We start from the raw sequence: 21,437 nt of genomic DNA, 5'->3' as shown, positions 1-21,437 counted from the left end.
CCCTCCAATTTCCAGAAAACTATCTCTATTGCTCCAAATTCGCTATATTTTTACCCACTAATTTTTCCGAAGAGCCTAAAACAATATGTTATCGAATCTAAATCCCCTCTCCCTCACCCTAACCCTCTCCCGAAGGAAGGGGGAATTAACGGGACAGCAGTGAAATAGACTATAAACGCCGGAATACACTCTCCTGCAGCACTACAATATAACCACAGATTATGATCCCGTTATCAGATCGGATGCGTATCCAATGCTGAAACAGGATTAAATCAGCTCTCGCCGGCAGGACCTGGCATGTCTCGAAGATGGACATCACGCTGAGGAAATGGAATCGATATGCCATTTTCACGGAATGCCTGATCGATAGCATAATTCAAATCGCTTATCACATGAAGGCGGTTATCGACATTGTGGATATGTACGCGTAATTCGAACTCCAGGGCGCTATCACCAAAGCGCTGAAATAACACTGCCGGCACGAGCGAGATGACATCGGTTATGATTTCTTCATGTTGCTCAGCGAGCTCGAGAAGGATTTTCTTTACCTTGGCAGTATCCGTGCCATAGGCCACACCAACAGGAATACGTGCCCTTCCGCGTGTATCATGGAGCATCCAGTTGGTTACCTGCCCTGAAACCAGCTCAGAGTTCGGTACTATAACGTCAGCGCGGTCAAAGGTCTGTATCTGGGTGGCGCGTATACGTATGCGTTTCACATAACCTTCCGTGGCACCAACTACAATCCAGTCACCGGCCTTGATAGGACGTTCAAATAAAAGCACCAATCCCGAAACAAAATTATTGACGATATTTTGCAGGCCAAAACCGATACCGACAGACAAGGCCCCGGCGATGATAGCGAGATTGGCAAATTCTATTCCGGCGATACCAAGTGAAACCAGGATCGCAATGGTCACACCTACATAGCCAGTCACCGTCACCAGCGCCTGCTGAGTACCCTGCTCCATCGGCATGTTATTAAGCCAGTGTTTTTTTAGTTGTCCCTGGACCCAGGCACTCAGTGCTACTAGAAAGCCCAGGCTGACCAGGGCAAGCATAATCCTTGCGGGCACTACCTTAAGAGAGCCAATGGTGAAGCCATTGGTAAACACGAGCCTGATCTCTTCTATTACACTGGCAGAAACATCCCAGATAAAGATCAGCAGCAAGGCCAGTAATCCCCACAGACCGAGAATCACCAGTAGACGTATCCAGAAGAATCCGGTTATGTGTCCTTCCGTGGTCAAGCCTATCAATCGGCGCAGGCTGCGCTGCCAGGGTGTCTTGCCATACTCAAGTCCTTCGAGCACCTCCGAGATGAGGCGACCCGTAATCTGGACCACGCCAATTGCCAGTAAGGTTCCGAAGACAGACCTGAATAACCAGCCAGCAAGATTGAAATAACCAATGAGATCGGTGATGACCGCGACAATCAACACCAGCGACAGGCCGTAGCGAAACCAGCCATGGCGTACTATCCCGCCCAGCTCGCGGAACAACCATAATATCCAGATCATATTAATGGCAAACAGAATGTAGATAACAGAATTCACCAGCCTGATAGCATAATCCGGCAGACTGGCACTGATCAGGGTGTCAACGGAGAGGTATCCAAAAAATACGATTACCGTCAGCACATACAGTCGCCTGGCGAACGCTCTGGCGGTATCCAGGTTTATATCCAGAAACAGTCTTCCCGGTGTAGAAGGCGCGAGTGTGAAGCGAATCACAAAGCGAGATACGAATAAAAATGCCAGTCCATAGCCCAGGGTGGTAACGATAGGATGAGGTTGAATGCCGATTGTAAGGTAGTGTAAACATATAGCAGTCGAAACAGAACCAAGCAGGTACGGTGCATCATGACAGAAAGATATTAATACAGACTCGGAAAAACGCCCACCCAGACCATCAGACCAGTACTGTCGCTTAACCCACTTACTGAATTGCAAGCGGATGAAGATACCGATGGTGATACTGATAATGATAACTGCGATCAACAGCGACAAGTCTTCATCTGGGGCCTGTCGAAGCCAGCTGCGATCCTTATTGAATTCCCAGGGGCTTGTTAACCATTCCGCCGGTTGCTTCATGTTGAGATCGATGATCTCAAGAATATTGGGGCCACGCGGCAGAAGTTGTTCCTGCAGGCGTTGCTGACGTTGCGTTTCGACCTTGTTGATAGTGTTATCAAGACGTAAGAGAATTGCTTTGCATGTTGCCAGCGAAGAACTATCGCTGTCGATTTCTTCTTGAAGTTGTTTACGTTGCTTTCTGACCTCGATGGGCTCGTCTTTTTTCTCATCACCAAGGCTGGCAAGCGATGTCTGTTTATCGGTGATGCGCTTTTCGTAGGTTGCAACACATTCGGTTGCACGAATTTTCATGTCAGTGAGTTTTTTATTGTCTTTGACCAGCGTGTCTACATCAAGCCGCCCCGCATCCAAATCACGCTCGATAGTCGTTAATTCCGTTATAACCCCTTCCATAGGGTCTTGTGTCTCATCCTGGGCATAGGCAGGCATGACGACGGAAATCATCAACACAAGGAATACAAGGGAAAATGCGCGACTTATGCCTGGCATCAGCGATTCTGAAAATTTTATTTTTTTAATTCCGATTAGCACTCTGGAGTGGCCTTATTAATATGCTATCAGGATATTATGCGATAACTACTTACTTGGCTATAAGCAAACACCACAATCCCGGATAATGGGGGGCTACGTGCTATTACCTGGCGAAGCGTTATAGGTCTAGTTACACTGCTGGGCAGTAGAATAGGTATCATTAATAACAGGTGATTGCATCCGCATGATTGCGAATGAAATAATCGGCAATCGTTTCTCGTCAATGCAATTCTGCCTGAATGAGCCTATGCCCTGGTTATTTGCCTGGAAAGATCCACCTTGGGCGGCGCCTGTAACGCGTATATCCGAACCGCCGGTAAACCATTCCGGGATAACCTTGTTCAGGAATGGCACGTAAAGAGGATAGCAATATGTCACTTTAAGCTTGAACAAGGTCGCGTCATGATGGGATATTCTTGCCCCCGCAGTAATGGTCGGGTCACGATAGACCATATTATCAACGGGAATAGCTTCGCTATTGTTAAAATCCTGGTGAGGCACAGAATATGCCGAGAATTCAGTATCGGTCGGGTTGATACGTTCCATGCAGATAAATTCACCGTTGTTAACTTCATCCCTGACCTTCTCCCGGGCGGTATGCACTTCTTCAACAGTATTATTATGTGTATAAAGCGGTGCCAGACCACGTGCAAAGGCCTCATTCACAGCATCTCGACGCCCGTTATTCACCGCGGCAGCCCTGGCGGCTTCAAAGGCCGCATAATTGAGTGTGGTCTTGGCCTTGTATAATAAGGCGAACTGCAGTGCACCGAATAGCAGCATCAGTAAAACCGGGAAAATGATAATAAACTCGACCATTGCCTGTGCCTTGTAGCGCTTGATGCGGCATAAGTTCGGCCTGTAATCCTTACCGATAGTCATTCCTGAATCTCGGTCTCATTGGCTTTTAGCCTTTCTACTACAGGTTGCGAAGCCTCCTGCTGTGTTGGCATTAGTTCATACAGAGCATTTAAACGGCGTAAAGCAATATCATTGAGCGGATCATCCGTCGCCGCATGCTTTTGCAGGGACAAGAAAGCATTTGCAGCCTGCCGCATATGTACGACACCCATGTTGTGCCAGGCCTTGGAAAGCCCGGGCTCACGTAAAATAGCTTCATGATATGCCTTGATAGCCTTCTCCGGCTTGTGCGTCCTGGCATAGATGTTGCCGAGCTTGAACCAGGCATCTGCGTCCCGGGGCACAGCATCGGTCAAGCGCAGGTATTCTGTTTCCGCAATATCGTATTGCTTTTTAGCGTAGGCCTGATCGGCCTGCTCTTTTAACAGCAGGTAATCCGTGGCGCTATTCTCAGCAGTTGTCGCGAATGTTCCTGTCGCGCACCCTGCCAGGGCTGCATAACTGAGTAGCAGAAAAAAATAGGTAATCAATTTCATAACGAGCCTTGCCATTCCACCGTCTCACCTTTCAACAATGGACATCGTGCCAGAAAACCGCCTGATAGTTCCAGCGTATAATGTGCGCCACTGCAAAACGAAAACCGCAATGGCTTTAATCTGGATACCGTTTTCAGAACCTTGCCCTGGGCATCCAGATAAACTATATCAATTTCATAGCTCATGCCGATGGTGTGCACGGACGAGCATGGCACAATCAGCAATGCTTCCTGTTCGAGGAGCTTTTTTCTTCCCAACAGGCCACGCATGCGTTCCCAGGCGGTTTGTGTCTTCCATGCACGATCAACTATCGTTGAGGCGTCTGATTGCCTGCGGATTTTTCCCGGGATCAAAAAAGCCCCTCACTGAGAAACTTCATGACTATCGGGAAACCGATAACGATAAAGGTTACCGGGAAAATAAACAGAACCAGTGGGCCCACCAGTTTGACCGGGGCCTCCATCGCCAGTTTTTCAGCACGTTGGAAACGTTCTGTACGGCGCTGTTCAGACTGGGTACGGAGCACAGAGCCCATGCTGGCCCCCATCCTCTCGGCCTGGATAATAGTGCTGACAAAGCTGGTCATTTCGTTAATATCCAGGCGTGTGGACATACGCCGGAGCGCATCGGCACGACTGGTACCCGCACGTATATCGCGCAGGACAATACCCAATTCATTACGCAGCGGACCCGCAGGCCCCTTTTCACGGGCCTGTTCGAATGCCCCCGAGAGGTTCAGCCCTGCCTCAACTGACATGGTGATAAAGTCCAGGTAAGTAGGCATCTGCCGGATGATCTTGGAGTCACGTTTCTTGCGCGTATCGCTGAGCCATACCTCGGGCAGCATAAAGCCCAGCAAAGGAGCGATTAAGAGGAATATAGGTTCCTCCATATGTGCGGCACCCATAATAATGAGGACCAGGATTAAAAACAGAACACTGGTAATCATGCGGAAAGCGATAAATTCCTCCGCTGACAATAGATAGGAAACTCCGGTTTTCTGCAATCTTGCCTGTACGTTGTCTCGATAGGATTGCGGTAGCTTGGTACAAACGAAATATGCAAGGATACGGATAAAAGGCCAGACAATTTTCAATTTGAATGTCAATGGATCCATGTAGGTGCGATCTTCATCCGGCACCATAGAGTCGAAATAAAATATCAGCAGCGCAAACAGCATGACACTGAGGCCTGTGGTAATCGATGCTGAATATAGAATTATTGTATCCATAGATTATACGTCAATTGAGGTTATTTTCTTTATGGTCAGAAAACCGAGAAATTCCATGATGACGATAACGCCAAGGGTTACCCAGCCATATTCGGTCGTAAACATCTTGCCCATAGCGTCCGGCTCTATAAACATCAGGATGATGCCGAGAAATATCGGCAGAAAAGCCATCACAATACCCTGCATCTTGCCCTGGGCAGTCAGGCTCTTGATCTTGCCTTCCATCATATGTTTCTTGCGCAAGGTGTCGGCCATGCTGTCCATGACCTCGGTGAGGTTGCCGCCAACCTCTCTGGAAATACGCAATGCCGCAATCACCAGCTGGAAATCAAGCACCGGCACCCTGTGCTCCATATGCGTGATGGCTGTATCAAAATCGGCCCCGAGCTTCTGTTCGCGCAGAAAGAGTTCAAACTCATGACTGATAGGCGGCGGCATTTCCCGAACCATACTGTCGATAGCGATAGACAGACTCGCACCCGCTCGCAGTGAGCCGGCCAGCATGGCCATGGCGTCAGGCAGCTGCTGTTCAAATTTTAGCAGTCGCTTTTTCTGCATTGATCGATACATGATCTGGGGCAGCGCCGCTATCAGCACAAATATTACCCCGGCGATGATAAAGTCACGTGTGACCAGACCAACGAAAATCGGCAGCACGATCATCGCTATGACGTTTGCATAGAACAGGCGTTGTGGATTAGCCACCATGACCATGTCACGCATGCTAACGTTTGCGCTTTCGGTGAACATCTGGCGGTATTCCTGGAACATTTCAATACCGCGCTTGCCCAGCAGGAAATACAGTGATGCTGCCGAGAGCAGGGTTGCAGCGGCAACCAGTGTTATCGAGATAATTTCAATCATGATCAATTCTTGAAAATATTCATGTCAACAGAGATACCGCGAGCAGCCAGGTCTTCGTAGAACTCGGGTATTTGCCCGGTCGCCTCGAAATTACCCACTACCTTACCGTTCTCGTCTATACCGGTTTGTTTGAAGCGGAAAATATCCTGCATCTGGATAATATTCTGTTCGACACCGGTAATTTCAGAGATATGGGTGATCTTGCGGCTACCATCGCTGAAACGGCTTTGCTGAACGATCAGGTCGACTGCGGAAGCTACCTGCTCTCGAATGGCCGAGGCCGGTAAATCCATGCCGGCCATCAACACCATGACCTCAAGGCGGGAGATGGTGTCTCTGGGTGAGTTGGCATGTGCGGTGGTCAGCGAACCATCATGGCCGGTGTTCATTGCCTGCAACATATCAAGGGCCTCGCCGCCGCGACACTCACCAACGACGATTCGGTCAGGGCGCATACGCAGACAGTTCTTGACCAGGTCACGGATACTGATCTCGCCCTTGCCTTCCATATTTGGTGGCCGGGCCTCGAGCGAGACAATGTGTGGCTGCACCAGTTTCAGTTCAGCGGCATCTTCAACTGTAATAATACGTTCAGTAGGCGGAATAAAATTTGACAGTACATTTAACAGTGTTGTTTTACCACTACCGGTACCACCGGCAATAATAATATTCTTATGCTGCTCTACTGCCATTTTCAAAAAAGCAATCATTCTTGGTTCGGCAGCGCCGAAGGCAATCACGTCATCCGAGGTAAGTTTCTTGGTCGAGAACTTACGAATCGTAATACACGAACCCCTCAGCGCCAGTGGCGGAATAATTGCGTTTACACGCGAACCATCCTTGAGACGGGCGTCCACCATCGGCGAACTTTCATCGATGCGACGGCCCAGCGGCGATACGATCCGTTCGATGGCGGACAATACAGCAGCATCATTACTGAACTGGATGGCGGACTTGGTCAGCTTGCCGCTACGTTCGATATAGATATCATCAAAACGGTTAACCATGACCTCGGTGATACTTTCATCGGCCAGTAACTCCTCCAGTGGCCCGAGCCCGATTGCCTCGTTGAGCACTTCGATCGCAAGCTGATCCTTGTCAACAATCCTGGGTAGACGGTCACCAATATGGGCGATAATTTCGTCAATGATTGTTCTGGTTTTTTCTCGCAGTGAAGCCTCATCCATGCCGTCGATATCGGTTCGACGCAAGTCCATCATGCGAAGTAATTGGCCGTGGATTCTGCCACGCCACATCTGCTTTTCTTCCCGCAGAGCAATCTCATCATCACTCATTTCGTCAAACGAGAGCGCGGATTTGAGGACACTTGCGGGCGCTGCAGGTGCGGGAACCGGTTGCGGCTTTGGTTCGGGCCGGGCAGTGGCTTCAACAACCGCTTCTTGAACTATGGTTTCCGGCTCGGCAACTTGCTGCGCGACTACTTCAGCAGCAGCGGCAACCTCATTCTCGGCATCTTCCATGAATTCTTCGTTCCCGGCAGCGGCGGCGATACCAACCTGAATGCGATAGGAATCAATCACAATCATATCGGAAGATCGTAGCGGCCCATATGTTTCAACCCGGGCAGCATTAACCTTGGTGCCCAGATTGCTGCCCTTGTCTTCCAGAAATATACCCTTTTCATTCTGATAGAGTTCGGCATGAACACCGCCTATACGCCATCCGGAGAGACGAACCAGGTTCCCTCGTGACTTGCCTATGGTGCAACTTTTAGCTTCGCAACGAACGGCGGCAAGGACTTCGTCGGTTTCGTCTTCTTTAATAATGATATCGAACATCAATTAGCACCTAGTCAAGAATATTGTCATCTTTTATGGCTGACTTGAAACGCTCTCTGAGCTCATCTGAAAGTTTTATGCTGCGCTGGTTTTCTTCAGACTGGGCATCATATATCTTCGGAGTCACAAAGATAACCAGCTCGCTCTTTTTGGCCGTAAAGGTTTTGGATCTGAAAAGCGGCCCGAGAATAGGCAGGTCGCCCAGGAACTTCACCTTATCGAGACTTTCTGAAACGTTATGGTCAACCAGACCCGATATCACCAGGGTTTGTTCGTCACGCAGGCTGATATCCGTTGAAGTCTTGCGCGTCAGAAAGCCAGGTGCGCCGTTGACGGTTACCGAGTTATCGATTGTGCTGACTTCGGTCTCAACTCGCGCCTGTACATTGCCATTATCATCAGCGATAGGTGATATGTTAAGAATAATACCGTATTTCTTGTATTCAATAGTGATACCGTCTTCCGTCTGGATCGGGATCGGCACCTCACCACCAGCAACAAACTCGGCACTACCGCCACTCCGTGCACTCAAACGTGGTTCGGCAAGAATAATTGCGTCACCACTGCTGGCCAGGAAGTTCAGGCGCGAGGTTATCTCGGTGAGTATCCCGAAATAACCCAGTGGCGGATTCGCTTCCAGCGGGTTCAATGGCGCGCCGGCAAAGACATCTGTCAGACCACTGGTATCACTCGTACTCACATTGCTGGGATTAACATTGGCATAACCCGCTGATGGGCCATTGATATCTGTTTGCCAGGCAATCCCAAGCTTTTCCAGCTTGTTGGTCTTGAACTCGGTAAACTTCACATTCAGAAGCACCATGCGACTGCCGCCTGCAACAATCGATTCCTGGGTCATGTCAATCACACCGGGATACTCCTTGGTGAGCATCTTGAGAACCTTCTTCTGATCCGGATTAACCACCCCTTCGATGATTGATTTACCGGAAATTGTTCTCACCTTTACGCCCGGTACAGAGGAGATCAAATCAGCAATATCCGTACTGTTGCCACCACTGTCCCCCTTGGTGACAACCAGCTTGTAATCACTCTCCTTGCCGTCCTTATGCCAGATATGCATGGAGGTTATCCCCTCCTTTTCGCCTATCACAATTAGCTGGCCATTACTGACCACGGAAGTACTGGCAATAGAGCTGTTACCAAGGGCAACCCTGTCAACGTCACCGACGCGCATAACCTTGACCTCACCCTCGTATAGCAGCATGTCAGTTTGTGCCTGACTGACGCCACTGAATAACAGGGTCGAAATCAACAATAATGCATGTGCGAAATATTTTCCGCAGTAGCTGCCTGTCATTGATATTTTACTAAACATTGTTATTACCTTTCTTGTAATTAATCTCTTATGGGTACTTCCTGGACATCAGCTATGCCACCCTTACCACCGGTAACGAATTCATAGCTGTCGTTATCACCGAGTGTCTCCACCGACTGGGTGGCGAGCAGCGCCTGCATAGCTTTCGATTTGGCACTATTACTATCCGCGGTCAGGCCTTTAATCGGCTCACCATTGGCATCTGAGATGCTGCCATCGGCATTGACTACAATGTCATCTGCAGTGAGCTCTCGCCCATCAGCAGTGCGCACCTTGCCGTCAGCGCCAAGGGTCGCACCTTTGAGCAATTTGCCATCCTGCGTATAAACATTGCCGTCTTTATCAACGACAAAGCCGCCTTCCGTCTTGCGCATGCCGTCTGCCAGCAGTTTCTTGGCAGCGTTGACTGCTTCAGGGTCATCCTTGCCGCTGACACCGGCGATCATCTTGCCGTCCTTACCTGTCACTGTTCCGTCGGCGTTGACCGTAATTTCATCAGCCTTGAGAATTGTGCCGTCAGCAGCAATGACATTGCCATTTTCATCCACAGTCACACCTTCAAGCACCTTGCCGTCCGCGGTCATGACCTTGCCGTCTTTGGTGACAATGAAACCGTCTTTGGTGATTCTTACATCATCGGAAGTAAGCACCTTGCCATCCTTGCCAAGAACTACGCTTGAATCCTCCAGAATGGCACCATCGGCAGTAATAAGCTTGCCATCTGCAGTAACCTTGAGATCCGCCGCATCGACAACCTTGCCATTACTGGTTACCAGGCGACCATTACGGTCAACAGACAAACCGCGTCCACTGAGAACCTTGCCGTCTTTGGTCATGAGAACGCAGTTTTTTGCCACTACGTTCGGATCCGTAATCATCTTGCCATGGCGATTCATGGCAAAGCCCGGAGCGATATTACCCTCTTCATTTTGTACAACACGTGAATCACGCGTAACAATGGTGCCACCTTCCTGGGCGACCAGGTTATCCACGCGTTTGCCATGCTTGTTATATACATAGCCGTCCTTGACTTCGATATCACCCTGCTTGATTTCGCAATAACTGTCAGCCGATTCGGCGGCTGCCAGCAAGGTGCTTTTCCTGACCATATCCGTTGCATTGCTGAACAAATCAGTAGCGACAACCCTGGTAAAGGAGGCACCACCCTGATCATTACGATTACGCAACAGTGCCAGTAATTCGCCACTGGTTTCCGCTGTTTTTAACAGGGCCGCCTCTTTGGGCGAGACATCCAGCGTCAGCGTGTTATAGGAGAAAGGGTTTTGCTGGCCACCGTATATATATTTTTCACGGAACTCGCCAGCCGCGCTTTTACCCGTTGCCATTACCATTACGCGCTGCAGAACAGGAATAATGCCGGGCTCTTCGCTGCCACCGGAACCGTCTTCCAGACGGGTAAAGATGTCTACATAGTTGCCGGGACGAATAAAGCCTGAAATCGTATTGATTTCATCGACCTGAATGGTCATGGCGCGACGACCTTCGTTGATAGTGTCAGAGAAGTCGTTGCTGAATTCTTTTTTGACCATCGTCTTTAGTAGCGGCGTACCGGCGTTAAGCTCTTCTTCCAGGAAACGGCCCTCTACCAGTCCGAATTCAGCTGGTTTGACCGCGGCCGCATAAACATACTTGCTCGGAAGGTTACGCACCGCCATATTGCCAGAGGTCACCTGGCTACCCTTGGGCAAGTCGGCTTTGGCCACCACTACCGCGACCATCGTCTCTTCTTTCTGCAGCAGGCTCTCGCGTATCGCGTTTTCCTTATACTTCAGATAAAGGACTGACAACAACGCGGCAATCACGCCAAAGATAATGGCGCCCATGAGGAGTGATGTTGTATTTTTCTTCTTGCTCGATTTAATGGTAACAGCCATTTTTTCTTCCTGGAGTTGTTTTCAACTGTTGGTACTATGATTAAAATTATCTAATTCTAAAACGGCGAAATATCTGAAAAATCAGGTGGCAATTTTACCGGGAAACTGAAGCTGTCCAGTGACGGTGGTACGTTGTTGCTCACAAAATTTGCAGCATCATCTTTAAGGCCGTTCAAATCATCCAATTGGGCATTGAAATCATTCAATGCCTGTCTCTGCTCTTGTAACGGCAGATAATCAGGGTATTCACTGAGAGACATCGCATAGGAATAGCCATTGTAGTTATCCTTAATGACTGCCTGTACTGCCTGTACAGCGTTCAGGCGCCTGCCCTGATCATTTTTTGCATATTCAAAGTTCTTGAAAGTGTCATCGCTATCAGCGGCGCCGGGGTCATATAAGGGCGCGGCCAGCAGCAACACAGAAAAAAACACTACCACGATGTACTCCACCATGGACTGCCCATGCTGCAGGTGACGGCTTATCGGGTACATAAAATCACCTCACTCAATAACATTGGCCACAACCTGACTGCCATCACCGGTACGCGCCACGGTCATGGACACTTCGTTAGTGCCTTTCCTGAAAACAAACGTGTGCAACTTGCCCGGCACGGCTGTTCTGTCCAGAACCTTGTTCCAGCCTCTGCCGGTATAATGATCCCGGTAATACTGCACATTACTGCCCAGCGAATACTTGTTTTGCAGCATGACCGTGCGGGCGTTCTTTACACTGTCATTATGCTTGACATCATTTACTACCTGGCTACCGTTCATTTTCGGAAAACCGAAACCCGGTTCCACGTTGGCGTCGAGATCATCGATTTTGCTGATCCCAAGGTAGCCCCAGGCACCACTGCCCAGATATGGCTTGACCTGCACGCTCATCATGTAGCCGTCTTCCGGGCGCGTGATCATCTTCCAGTCCGCTAGATCCTGCTCGATATGTCCCGGCACATTTTCCAGTAAAGGCTCTTTCCATAATTCCCGGTAAAACGCCAACACAGCCTCAACACTGTCCTCGCTGGTGAATTTTCTCAGGCGCATGGGCATGTCATTAAACTCAAGATTCTTGCCAACCCAGCTCACCTCGGCATCAGGCGGCGCCGGGAACTTCGGCTCCGCGATCAGTGTTGATGGAGACAAAGCCAGCATCATCATCAGGAGCAGCAGGTATAATTTTTTAAACAATATCATCCGTTACAGTTTCCCTGCACAGGAGCCGAATTTTTTCAGCGGCGGCTTCTTCTTGGGTAAATTATCCCGATAACCCACTTCCTCGATGGCCGTATCCGGGTTCCAGACGCCCGTATAGCTGCCTGGCGTCGGTTCGTTGGGTGACTTATAGCGATAATACTTCAGGCGTGTTCCACAGAGGATGTCGCCCGGTGTGGTACTGCCCTGTGCAATCAGGCGATCATGCGGCACCGCATCGTCATTAACATAGCCGAACTTGAGCCAGTCAGAATCCAGTTCCGGCGAGAGCAGGATATATTTAACGATATCCCGTACTGTGTTGAGTGCGGGTATATCCAGCAGCGAGGTCGGCACCAGGCCGCGAACCTGGTACTTGGTGTGATCACGACCACCGGCACTCCAGCCCTCCGACATGACGGCAGCCTTATGGCTGAATGAGACGCCATTGACGAATGAATCCACCGCCAGATCATTATTCGGATCGGCCCAGTCCACAGATGCCATCCTGGCGCGGGTGCCGGAGCGGAAATTGCCGTCGCCATCGATCTGGGTAAAGCCGGCCCTGATGCCAATGAACTCGAGTACATCGGCTATCACATCAGCAACTGTACCCACCACATTCAGCAAGCCGGAGACGACATGCAGTTTGTCCGGTGTTGCGTGTTCTGTCACCGGATTATTTTCGGTTATGGAGTCGACTAAGGTATCACCTTTGTGGTCAAACCATAACGGATTCAATTTGGAGCTTTGCCAGGCCTGCCTGTCGGTCGTTTCCAGCAATGCAGACGGGTCACTATAAAAGCGGTTGATCGACTCCCGCTTGGTATCAAGGAAGGTTTTCACCGGAATTGTTTTGGTAAAGCCCTTGAAACGTCCACTGCTGCTATCAGAATTCCACGCCGTATATTCCCAGGCCTCGTAACGGGCAGCCTGAATGGTCTTGTGTTTCACGTCAATATACTTGCCCAGTATGGGGATCAACAGGAACAACGGCACCAGCACAAACGCCGCCACGACGGCAAACTCTGTCATCGCCTGGCCCTGTTGCTTATATGTTGTTCTGGCTCGTCGCATATTCATCAGAAAAAATTAAGCAGGTTAAGTACATTGTTGCCGATATTGAATGCCGGCTCGGCAAGGTTCGCCAGCCACCACTGTTTCTGCTGGATTAACAGCATGCCCATACGATCGATATGATTCGTATCGGTCAGGCGCGCCTGCCAGTATGGGTTGAAGGCATTATCATATTCCGTAGCGCCATCTGCGCGCTTGAAATAAGAGGCCAGACTGTCATTGGGACGGAAGAAATACAGTTCGCCCTTGGCAATGGCGCCCATCTCCCCGTCCGCGAGCTTACGTTCCAGCGCCAGGCTGCCACTGGGACGAATGCTGTCGGGGATATTCGCACTGTCCTTGACCACCCCCACCATAATGTAGGGTGCAGCATAGCCTTCATACTCGCCGGGTTTGTCGACTTTGCCGTTGGTAATGGTTGTGTTGGTGTCGGTATATCTCGGTAGCCCTTTGTAGCCCTTCAATGACCAGCGAGCGGTATTGTTTGGTACATTCTTGTGAAGCGCGAAAGGAAACACGCCGGCCAGCCCCATCCAGCTATTTGCCGATCTGGCCGATGGCGACCCGCCATAGGCTTCCGATGGCACATCACGCATGCCTTTCGGTGTGATAAGAAAGGTCTCGGGATCCTGGTCTGTGGCATTAATAAAGTTGCCGCCGTTGTAGGCCTGGGCCCCGCCGGTCGCGAACGGCATGGACGTCGGTACTGGCACCGCGAACTTTTCCGGATTGCCCGGAGGGAAGCATGCTTCAAATAAGGCCAGATCGACGCAGGCCTGCGCGTACAGCTTGTTGTTTTCGAGGTTAACATCAACACTGCCAATCAGCACCTTCAGATAAAAGTGTAGATCGATGGCCGCCTGTGCGACATCTGCTGCTGACCAGGTCAGTGAGTTCCCCTGGACCTTTCCCTTCTTGGCGCCTTTGCGAAAACGCAGTTCAGTACCGCCGAGGCGGTCAAAGAAAAAATCGAATGAAACATCGATCTCGAAGACGGTCACATCACCAAGCGGCCCCAGGTCAAGGACAACGGACTCGTGAATACGGGGAATGATCGGTAGCTGCAAGGTCCAGCTGCGAGACTTACTATAGCGGTCGCGGGCATCCGACACCAGGGCCGCCATGGTGGCAAAGTTATGCTTGCCACTTTTCTCTGGTTTTTTTGCGGGATCATGGGTATAGGTAAACGCGGCCTTTTGTTTCCTGGAAAAGATACCGTGGTATGTCGCCACATGCATGATCAGCGACAGTACCCCGGCATCCGAGAGTTTCGCATCCGGGTCATTGCGCTCGATCATCTCCCCGAGCGTATTCAGCGCTAGGTAGATACTGCCAATGTGGAATCCCGTGCTCCCCCAGCTATATCCAAGGTTGATGCCGTTAATGAACTTGACCACGATATTGCCGATTTTTTGCACGACACGCGGTATCGGTGAAGTTACCGCCTTGAATGCCGAGGCAACGGCGGTAATGCCACCAGAGATGGCATTCCCGACAATCGGTGCGGCATTGAAGTATTTGGCAAAGACATCCAGGTGATGCCCTACTGATTCCAGGTAGGTTGCCCATGAAAGAATACCCACGGCCTGGGCAATGGCGATTTCATTGGCTACCATGGCGCGGTTCAGGTAGGAGGTAAAATTCAGATCCCGGGCTTCAATGAGTGAAAAACTATAGGCGCTGGAATCAGCCGCATTCTGCAGCTCCATTTTCTCACTGCTGAGTTTGCCGGCCTTGTAGAGGAACGTCAGGGACATCAGGACGATACCCATCATGAGCATAATGAATACCATCGCCTGGCCGCGTTGGTTTTTCAGGCAGGAAAAATGGTTATTTTGTCGGTGACGTGATATCACCTGTACACCCCATACTTATTATTATCATGAACTATTACAGCCCGATCCTGACAAACAGGCTGCCGGCAACTGCCGGCAGTCTGTCCTGCTTTTACATCAAGTGAACTGTTTTATTATTTTGTTTGGTCGTCAGCGTAGCCGGACAGGCCCTTGTCGACATTACCTGTAGCAACAGTCGCATCTGCCGATGCCTTGGCAGCGGCTGTGCCGGTATTTGTTGTGCCAGCCAGTTCCTGTGCCATGCCACCGACCTGGTTACGGACTGTTTTACCGAACATGGAGTACACTGCAATAGCCGCGAGTGCAATCAGTGCCACGATGATGATGTACTCGGTCATGCCCTGGCCGAATTGCTTCTTGCGGGACTTCGTTTGAGACGGATTTTTAGCATAGGACTTGATCATAGTATTACTCCACTTACCTTTTCGTTTTGAAGGATTTCAACATTGTTATCTTGCCAATGTTGTTGTTTGATTTTTTTAAAGTGTTCGGTTTGGAGGGCTTCCAGTGTGCTACCTAATGATAACCGGCAGCCGCAATGGCTATAACTGCAGTCTTGATGTCCCCCCTGCGAAGATTACAGCCAACGCATCCACCAGTGCTATATTTATTTTCGCACGACTCCTCACCTGTTAAGGATTCTATAGGACAGTACCGCTAAAGGCCACATTCGGAGTGTATGGAATTAACATATGATATTTAACATTATGTTTTTGTTATAGTCGATTGTTTAATATGTATTTTTATATTTACAAGTTATGCCGTAAACCCATTTCAACATGGGAATACATCTGCCTGCGGCGGTCACAAGCCCTTGCATCCGTGTAGGCAATTTCAAGAAATTGCCTGCAGCCTTCAAGCCGGTGGACTATCTCTCGCCTGGTGAGCAGGCGATTTATCGTCTACTTAAGCCACTATTCTGCTAGTATGCGCGACCTTGCCGAGCAACCAACAAAGACTGATTTCACGTGACCACAACTGCCTTCTCTTCACTCCCCTTAACGACCGATTTCATTAGCAACCTCCACTCGCTGGGCTACACGGCCATGACCCCGATCCAGGCACAGGGCCTGCCGGCGGTGCTGGCCGGCAAGGATTTGCTGGCTCAGGCAAAAACAGGCAGTGGTAAAACAGCCGCGTTTGCCATCGGCCTGTTACATAAGCTTGATACCGGCATTTATCAGACACAGGGGCTGGTGCTCTGCCCGACACGCGAACTGGCGGATCAGGTCAGTAATGAAATTCGCCGTCTGGCACGCGCCATACCCAATGTCAGGACCGTTACGCTGTGCGGTGGCAAGCCCCTGGGCCCGCAACTGGCCTCGCTCGAACATAACCCGCACATCGTCGTGGGCACCCCCGGGAGAATCCTGAAACACCTGGATAAAGGCTCCCTGACGACGGCGGGTTTAAAGACCCTGGTGCTGGATGAAGCCGACCGCATGCTGGACATGGGCTTCCATGAGGACATCATGCGAATTATCGACATGCTGCCGGCAGAAAGGCAGACCCTGCTCTTTTCCGCGACCTATCCGGATGAGATAAAGACCATCAGTGACGCCATTCAGCATGAGCCGGTGGATATCCGGGTCGAGCCCGCGCATGACGAGAAAAAGATCAAACAGATCTTCTATGAGGTACAGAAGGGCGAGAAGACCAGTACCTTAATCCGCCTGCTGCAGCATTATCAGCCTGAATCCAGCGTCGTATTTTGTAATCGCAAACAACAATGCCAGGAATTGGCCGATGAGTTATGGCAGCAGGGTTACCATGCGCTGGCCCTGCACGGCGATCTTGATCAGAAAGAACGGGATCGCGTGCTGGTGCAGTTTGCGGGCAAAAGCAGCTCGATTCTCATTGCCACGGATGTGGCCGCCCGCGGGCTGGACATAAAAGACCTGCAGGCAGTGATTAGCTATGATTTGACCCCGGACCCCGAAATCCATGTACACCGTATTGGCCGCACCGGTCGCGCCGGCAAGGAAGGTCTCGCCCTGAGCCTGTTTACCCCGAATGAAAAATTCCGGGTTGAAGCCATCGAAGACTACCAGAAGAGCCCTGTACGGATTGATAACACTTCGACACTGAAGGCGCGCGAACACTTCAAGCTGATCCCGCCGATGGTCAGCCTGTGCATCAGTGGGGGTCGCAAGGACAAGGTACGTGCCGGTGACATTCTCGGCGCCTTAACGGCGGACAACAGCAACATACAGGGCAAGCAGATTGGCAAGATTGATATTGCCGACCACCTCGCCTATGTGGCAGTTGAACGCTCTGTCGCCAAACAGGCATTGAAGATCCTCTCGGAGGGCAAGATCAAAGGGCGTAAGTTCAAGGTGCGGAAACTGCGTTAATGCAGATGTATGCCTGACCAGCCCTGTACGCCAGGTCAGCTTGAACCGGGGCAAGATAAAACCAGACAAAAAGAAAGGTATAATGTTTTTCACCCGGCAGAACGGTTATATGTTTTTCCTTTTTATTAAAAAGGTTACATAATTGACCTGGTAATACTCAAGTAAATAGCAAGATGGTCGATAACCAATGTCTATCAGCTGCAGCATTTATTACTAGCCAGTATGCCGTCACCTATTTCCAGTTCGCTCACTGAGTTACGGCGCCAGTACGCTGATCAGCTCTGCATCAGACTGGATACTATCCGCCTGCATTTTCAAAAGCTCTCCCCGTCAAGCTGGCAAACAGTAGAAGCCGAAACCCTTTACCGACTGGTGCATAACCTCACGGGTTCAGCCGGGACCTTGGGCATGCAGTCAGTATCGACTGCCGCACGTGAACTCGAGTTACTATTGTCCGCGCTACTCAAGGCCGATGTCACTCCTGCCGCCCCGCAATGGGAGCAGATTGGTGCAGCGTTCGCTGGCCTGGAAGAAATAGCACGTGAGCAACTGCTTGCCTACGCACCTGAGACGGCGCAGCCGCCGGTCTCGGCTCTCCCCTCTCGTTCGCCCTTGATATACCTGCTGGAAGATGACGGTTCACAAACCGAAGAGCCGGGTAAAGCCCTGCGAGACGACGGCTATCGAGTGAAACTGTTCACGCAAGCCGATGACTTCCGTGATGCGCTTTGTGCGGAGGATACAGAACGTCCTGCCGGAGTGATAATAGACAATGCCTTCCCCGAAGGCGAAGAGATAGACGTAAGCCTGCTTGCCGCTCTCGGCCTTGGCAGCTCGCATGGAATTCCAGTGGTAATCACCTCGGAACGTGATGATCTGGCCGGGCGACTGGCATGTTTTCGTGCTGGTGCCAGCCGCTACCTGACCAGTCCGGTAGACCCCCTCCACCTGATTGACTTGATGGACAGCCTGACAGGACGTCAACCACCAGAACCTTACCGTGTGTTATTGGTCGATGACGAACCATTATTGCTTGAGAAACATGCCGACGTGCTGCGCAAAGCGGGCATGCAGGTCATTTCCCTGTCAGAGCCACTCCATGCCATCGAACAGATAGACGTGTTTTCACCTGACGTGGTGATACTCGATGTCTATATGCCCGAGGTCAGTGGGCTCGAACTGGCCGCCGTGCTACGCGAACGAGATCCACAATTCCATATCCCTGTATTGTTTCTTTCTGCCGAAACGGATATCACGCAACAACTGCTGGCACTCAATCTTGGTGGTAACGACTTCCTTGTTAAACCGGTCCAGCCTGAATACCTGGTGGCACTGGTTACTGCCCGGGCACGTCAGGCAAGACAAAACACCGACATTCTGCGACGCATGGAATCCACGCTTTATGAACGTGAACGCGAACATCATGCCCTGAACCAGCATGCCATTGTCAGCATTGCGGATAAGGCCGGCAACATTACCTACGTCAATGACAGGTTTTGTGAAATCAGTGGCTATCGTCGCGAAGAACTCCTTGGCCACAGCCACCGCCGGATTAAATCGAATGTGCACCCGCCCGGGTTCTACAAAAATATATGGCAGACGATTACCAGCGGCCATGTCTGGCAAGGTGAGATATGTAATCGGCGCAAGGACGGCAGCCTCTACTGGGTCGAGTCAACCATCACGCCGTTTCTGGATAGCCATGGCAAACCCTACCAATATGTATCCATCCGCACCGATATCAGCCATGTAAAGGCTGCCGAACTTGCCATGCAGACGCAGGAAGAAAGGCTTCGCCGCAGCCAGGTGTTTGCCAATATCGGTACCTGGGACTGGGATATCCAGACCGATAAACTGTTCTGGTCAGAACGGATTGCACCGCTGTTTGGTTACCCGGAAGGCGAGCTTGCAACCTCTTACGACAATTTCATCGCGGCTATTCATCCAGACGACAGGCAAACCGTCATCGATACAGTCAAGGCCTGTGTTGAAAAGGATATCCCCTATGAGATTGAGCATCGTGTTGTCTGGCCCGACGGCACAGTGCGCTGGCTGTTAGAGCGCGGCGCCAGTGTGCGTGACAAGGATGGCACCCCCTTGCAGATGCTCGGCGTGGTACAGGATATTGATGATCGCAAACGCGCAGAACTGGCCCTGGCGGAGCGCGAACGGCAACTGAACGAAGCGCAAGCGATTTCGCACCTGGGTAGCTGGCAGGCCGACCTGATCACTGGACAGCTTAACTGGTCAGATGAGATCTATCGTATCTTTGGTTATGAGCCCGGCAGCTTTGAACCCAGCGTGGCGGCCTTCCATGCGGCAGTCCATCCGGATGACCATGAGCGGGTACGTGAAAGCGAAGAACAGTCGCAACAGACCGGCCGTCACGATGTTATACATCGTATCTTGCGACCGGATGGCACGGTGCGTCATGTGCATGAATTGGCACAGGCGGAAACCGATGCGGCCGGTAATCTGCTGCGCTTGTCCGGTACCGTTCAGGACATTACCGAGCGCATCAAAACTGAACAGGCCCTGATTACTACCCGCGATGAGGCAGAACGCGCAAACCGTGCAAAGTCAGAATTCCTCTCCAGCATGAGCCACGAGCTACGTACCCCGATGAATGCCATTCTTGGCTTTGGCCAGCTGCTGGAACATGATGACACGCTGGATGAAGACCAGGAAGATAGCGTGCGCGAGATCCTCAATGCCGGCCATCATTTACTCGAACTTATCGATGAAGTGCTGGACCTGTCCAGGATCGAATCCGGTCGGCTGGAAGTCTCACTCGAGCCAGTAGAGGTATGCCCGGTGGTCAGGGAGTGTCTGGGACTGGTTGCAAACATGGCCCACAAACGCAGTATTCAGATCAGCCACCACGGCCTGGATGGTGTCATTGTGCAGGCCGATCGTACCCGTCTCAAGCAGATACTCATCAACCTGCTTTCTAATGCCATCAAATACAATCATGAGGGTGGCAAGGTAAAGGTTGAAGTAAAACCCGCCACCGAAAACAGGCTGCGCATTCAGGTAACTGATACCGGGCCCGGTATTGCTGACACCCGGCTTGACGAGGTATTCGCCCCCTTCAATCGCCTCGGCGCTGAAAATAGCGAGGTCGAGGGCACCGGCATTGGTCTGACCATAAGCCGGCGTCTGATCGAAACCATGGGAGGAACGGTGGATGTGGAAAGCAAGCTTGGCACAGGCAGCACCTTCAGTATTATCCTGCCACTCGAAATTCCTGCAGACACTTAATCATCATTTGGCAAACTGGCTTAAATACTGATGTTCAGAGACTGGTGTCCTGGATTTCCTTTACCCATTCCTTCAAAACGACCTCCAGCTTCTTGTCTCGTACCGCCTCGATAGCGTCATCAAGCATTGCTTCTTCCAGCGGGTAGCGTTGATTCATAAGCTCGATATAGGATTTTTCCAAGGCGTCGTAATCATCATCCTTGAACACTGCATCCGCCATCAAAACATAGACGAGTTTGTTTTTAAGCTTGTCCCTGGCCAGCACCTCAAACGCATCGGACATTTGCATTTCATCAACCACCCGGGCATCCACCCGGAGGGTGCCCAGTTTTTCCAGGAAATCCTTCTTTTCCAGCTTGTCGAATTCATTATCTGCCACATAAACACCATGAACAATTCTCATGAGTGCCGTCTTTTCTTCCTCGCTCCACAGGGAAATAGCGAGGTCATCAAACTTTTCTTTAAAATAATGGCTCTTCGGAAAAATTAGTGGGTAAAAATATAGCGAATTTGGAGCAATAGAGATAGTTTTCTGGAAATTGGAGGG

Annotated in this window: 17 protein-coding genes; 2 read left to right on the top strand and 15 right to left on the bottom strand. The window is 50.8% G+C overall.

Going from position 1 to position 21,437, the window contains the following annotated elements; genetic code table 11:
* Positions 1 to 272: 272 nt before the first annotated feature.
* From RQ738_RS09525 to RQ738_RS09460, 14 genes are all read right to left on the bottom strand, one after another.
* Positions 273 to 2,540, bottom strand: coding sequence for a mechanosensitive ion channel family protein (locus RQ738_RS09525; protein WP_314164838.1), 2,268 nt, complete (start codon positions 2,538 to 2,540; stop codon positions 273 to 275).
* Between the two features lie 213 nt (positions 2,541 to 2,753).
* Positions 2,754 to 3,509: a pilus assembly protein gene (locus tag RQ738_RS09520; protein WP_314164837.1), complete on the bottom strand. Its 756-nt coding sequence runs from the start codon at positions 3,507 to 3,509 to the stop codon at positions 2,754 to 2,756.
* A complete protein-coding gene (locus RQ738_RS09515; RefSeq protein WP_314164835.1) occupies positions 3,506 to 4,024 on the bottom strand; it encodes a tetratricopeptide repeat protein in 519 nt (172 codons plus the stop codon). Before RQ738_RS09515 ends, RQ738_RS09520 begins: the two co-directional genes overlap by 4 nt.
* Positions 4,021 to 4,377, bottom strand: coding sequence for a DUF192 domain-containing protein (locus RQ738_RS09510; protein WP_314164834.1), 357 nt, complete (start codon positions 4,375 to 4,377; stop codon positions 4,021 to 4,023). Before RQ738_RS09510 ends, RQ738_RS09515 begins: the two co-directional genes overlap by 4 nt.
* Positions 4,374 to 4,973, bottom strand: coding sequence for a type II secretion system F family protein (locus tag RQ738_RS09505; protein ID WP_314164832.1), 600 nt, complete (start codon positions 4,971 to 4,973; stop codon positions 4,374 to 4,376). Before RQ738_RS09505 ends, RQ738_RS09510 begins: the two co-directional genes overlap by 4 nt.
* Before the next feature lie 285 nt (positions 4,974 to 5,258).
* Positions 5,259 to 6,119 carry a type II secretion system F family protein gene (locus RQ738_RS09500; RefSeq protein ID WP_314164829.1) on the bottom strand — a complete coding sequence of 287 codons (861 nt, stop codon included), beginning with the start codon at positions 6,117 to 6,119 and terminating at the stop codon, positions 5,259 to 5,261.
* A gap of 2 nt (positions 6,120 to 6,121) precedes the next feature.
* Positions 6,122 to 7,918 (bottom strand): ATPase, T2SS/T4P/T4SS family, encoded by a 1,797-nt coding sequence (locus tag RQ738_RS09495; protein WP_314164824.1) that lies wholly within the window; start codon positions 7,916 to 7,918, stop codon positions 6,122 to 6,124.
* A 10-nt stretch (positions 7,919 to 7,928) separates the two neighbouring features.
* Positions 7,929 to 9,254 carry a type II and III secretion system protein family protein gene (locus tag RQ738_RS09490; RefSeq protein ID WP_314164817.1) on the bottom strand — a complete coding sequence of 442 codons (1,326 nt, stop codon included), beginning with the start codon at positions 9,252 to 9,254 and terminating at the stop codon, positions 7,929 to 7,931.
* Positions 9,255 to 9,274: 20 nt separating this feature from the next.
* Positions 9,275 to 11,149, bottom strand: a complete 1,875-nt coding sequence (cpaB, locus tag RQ738_RS09485; RefSeq protein ID WP_314164812.1) for a Flp pilus assembly protein CpaB — start codon at positions 11,147 to 11,149, stop codon at positions 9,275 to 9,277.
* 56 nt (positions 11,150 to 11,205) lie between these two features.
* Positions 11,206 to 11,571 (bottom strand): hypothetical protein, encoded by a 366-nt coding sequence (locus RQ738_RS09480; RefSeq protein WP_314164806.1) that lies wholly within the window; start codon positions 11,569 to 11,571, stop codon positions 11,206 to 11,208.
* A gap of 81 nt (positions 11,572 to 11,652) precedes the next feature.
* Complete coding sequence (locus tag RQ738_RS09475; RefSeq protein WP_314164804.1) at positions 11,653 to 12,339, bottom strand: hypothetical protein; 687 nt, start codon at positions 12,337 to 12,339, stop codon at positions 11,653 to 11,655.
* Positions 12,340 to 12,348: 9 nt separating this feature from the next.
* On the bottom strand, positions 12,349 to 13,377 hold the full coding sequence (locus RQ738_RS09470; protein ID WP_314164803.1) for a hypothetical protein: 1,029 nt from the start codon (positions 13,375 to 13,377) through the stop codon (positions 12,349 to 12,351).
* A 47-nt stretch (positions 13,378 to 13,424) separates the two neighbouring features.
* Positions 13,425 to 15,275 (bottom strand): pilus assembly protein TadG-related protein, encoded by a 1,851-nt coding sequence (locus RQ738_RS09465; protein WP_314164802.1) that lies wholly within the window; start codon positions 15,273 to 15,275, stop codon positions 13,425 to 13,427.
* A gap of 113 nt (positions 15,276 to 15,388) precedes the next feature.
* On the bottom strand, positions 15,389 to 15,679 hold the full coding sequence (locus RQ738_RS09460; protein WP_314164800.1) for a pilus assembly protein: 291 nt from the start codon (positions 15,677 to 15,679) through the stop codon (positions 15,389 to 15,391).
* Between the two features lie 564 nt (positions 15,680 to 16,243).
* Here RQ738_RS09460 and dbpA point away from each other — a divergent pair.
* Together dbpA and RQ738_RS09450 are read left to right on the top strand one after the other, a co-directional pair.
* Complete coding sequence (dbpA, locus tag RQ738_RS09455; protein WP_314164798.1) at positions 16,244 to 17,629, top strand: ATP-dependent RNA helicase DbpA; 1,386 nt, start codon at positions 16,244 to 16,246, stop codon at positions 17,627 to 17,629.
* A gap of 222 nt (positions 17,630 to 17,851) precedes the next feature.
* On the top strand, positions 17,852 to 20,890 hold the full coding sequence (locus RQ738_RS09450; protein ID WP_314164794.1) for a PAS domain-containing protein: 3,039 nt from the start codon (positions 17,852 to 17,854) through the stop codon (positions 20,888 to 20,890).
* A 34-nt stretch (positions 20,891 to 20,924) separates the two neighbouring features.
* Here RQ738_RS09450 and RQ738_RS09445 read toward each other — a convergent pair.
* Positions 20,925 to 21,437, bottom strand: a 513-nt coding sequence (locus RQ738_RS09445; RefSeq protein WP_314164790.1) for a hypothetical protein, incomplete at its 5' end; no start/stop codon positions are given.

It is taken from the genome of Sulfuriflexus sp. (assembly GCF_032250955.1).
GTDB lineage: Bacteria > Pseudomonadota > Gammaproteobacteria > AKS1 > AKS1 > Sulfuriflexus.
The sequence above is the reverse complement of the archived record's forward strand: the minus strand, read 5'-3'. Positions and strand labels throughout refer to the sequence as shown.

Bases quoted from the DNA above. Each gene is read 5' to 3' on its own strand.
- RQ738_RS09495 (WP_314164824.1), bottom strand. From the start codon at position 7,918: ATGTTCGATATCATTATTAAAGAAGACGAAACCGACGAAGTCCTTGCC.
- RQ738_RS09470 (WP_314164803.1), bottom strand. From the start codon at position 13,377: ATGACAGAGTTTGCCGTCGTGGCGGCGTTTGTGCTGGTGCCGTTGTTC.
- RQ738_RS09515 (WP_314164835.1), bottom strand. From the start codon at position 4,024: ATGAAATTGATTACCTATTTTTTTCTGCTACTCAGTTATGCAGCCCTG.
- RQ738_RS09500 (WP_314164829.1), bottom strand. From the start codon at position 6,119: ATGATTGAAATTATCTCGATAACACTGGTTGCCGCTGCAACCCTGCTC.
- RQ738_RS09460 (WP_314164800.1), bottom strand. From the start codon at position 15,679: ATGATCAAGTCCTATGCTAAAAATCCGTCTCAAACGAAGTCCCGCAAG.
- RQ738_RS09520 (WP_314164837.1), bottom strand. From the start codon at position 3,509: ATGACTATCGGTAAGGATTACAGGCCGAACTTATGCCGCATCAAGCGC.
- RQ738_RS09450 (WP_314164794.1), top strand. From the start codon at position 17,852: ATGCCGTCACCTATTTCCAGTTCGCTCACTGAGTTACGGCGCCAGTAC.
- cpaB (WP_314164812.1), bottom strand. From the start codon at position 11,149: ATGGCTGTTACCATTAAATCGAGCAAGAAGAAAAATACAACATCACTC.
- RQ738_RS09490 (WP_314164817.1), bottom strand. From the start codon at position 9,254: ATGTTTAGTAAAATATCAATGACAGGCAGCTACTGCGGAAAATATTTC.
- RQ738_RS09505 (WP_314164832.1), bottom strand. From the start codon at position 4,973: ATGATTACCAGTGTTCTGTTTTTAATCCTGGTCCTCATTATTATGGGT.
- RQ738_RS09525 (WP_314164838.1), bottom strand. From the start codon at position 2,540: ATGATTTCCGTCGTCATGCCTGCCTATGCCCAGGATGAGACACAAGAC.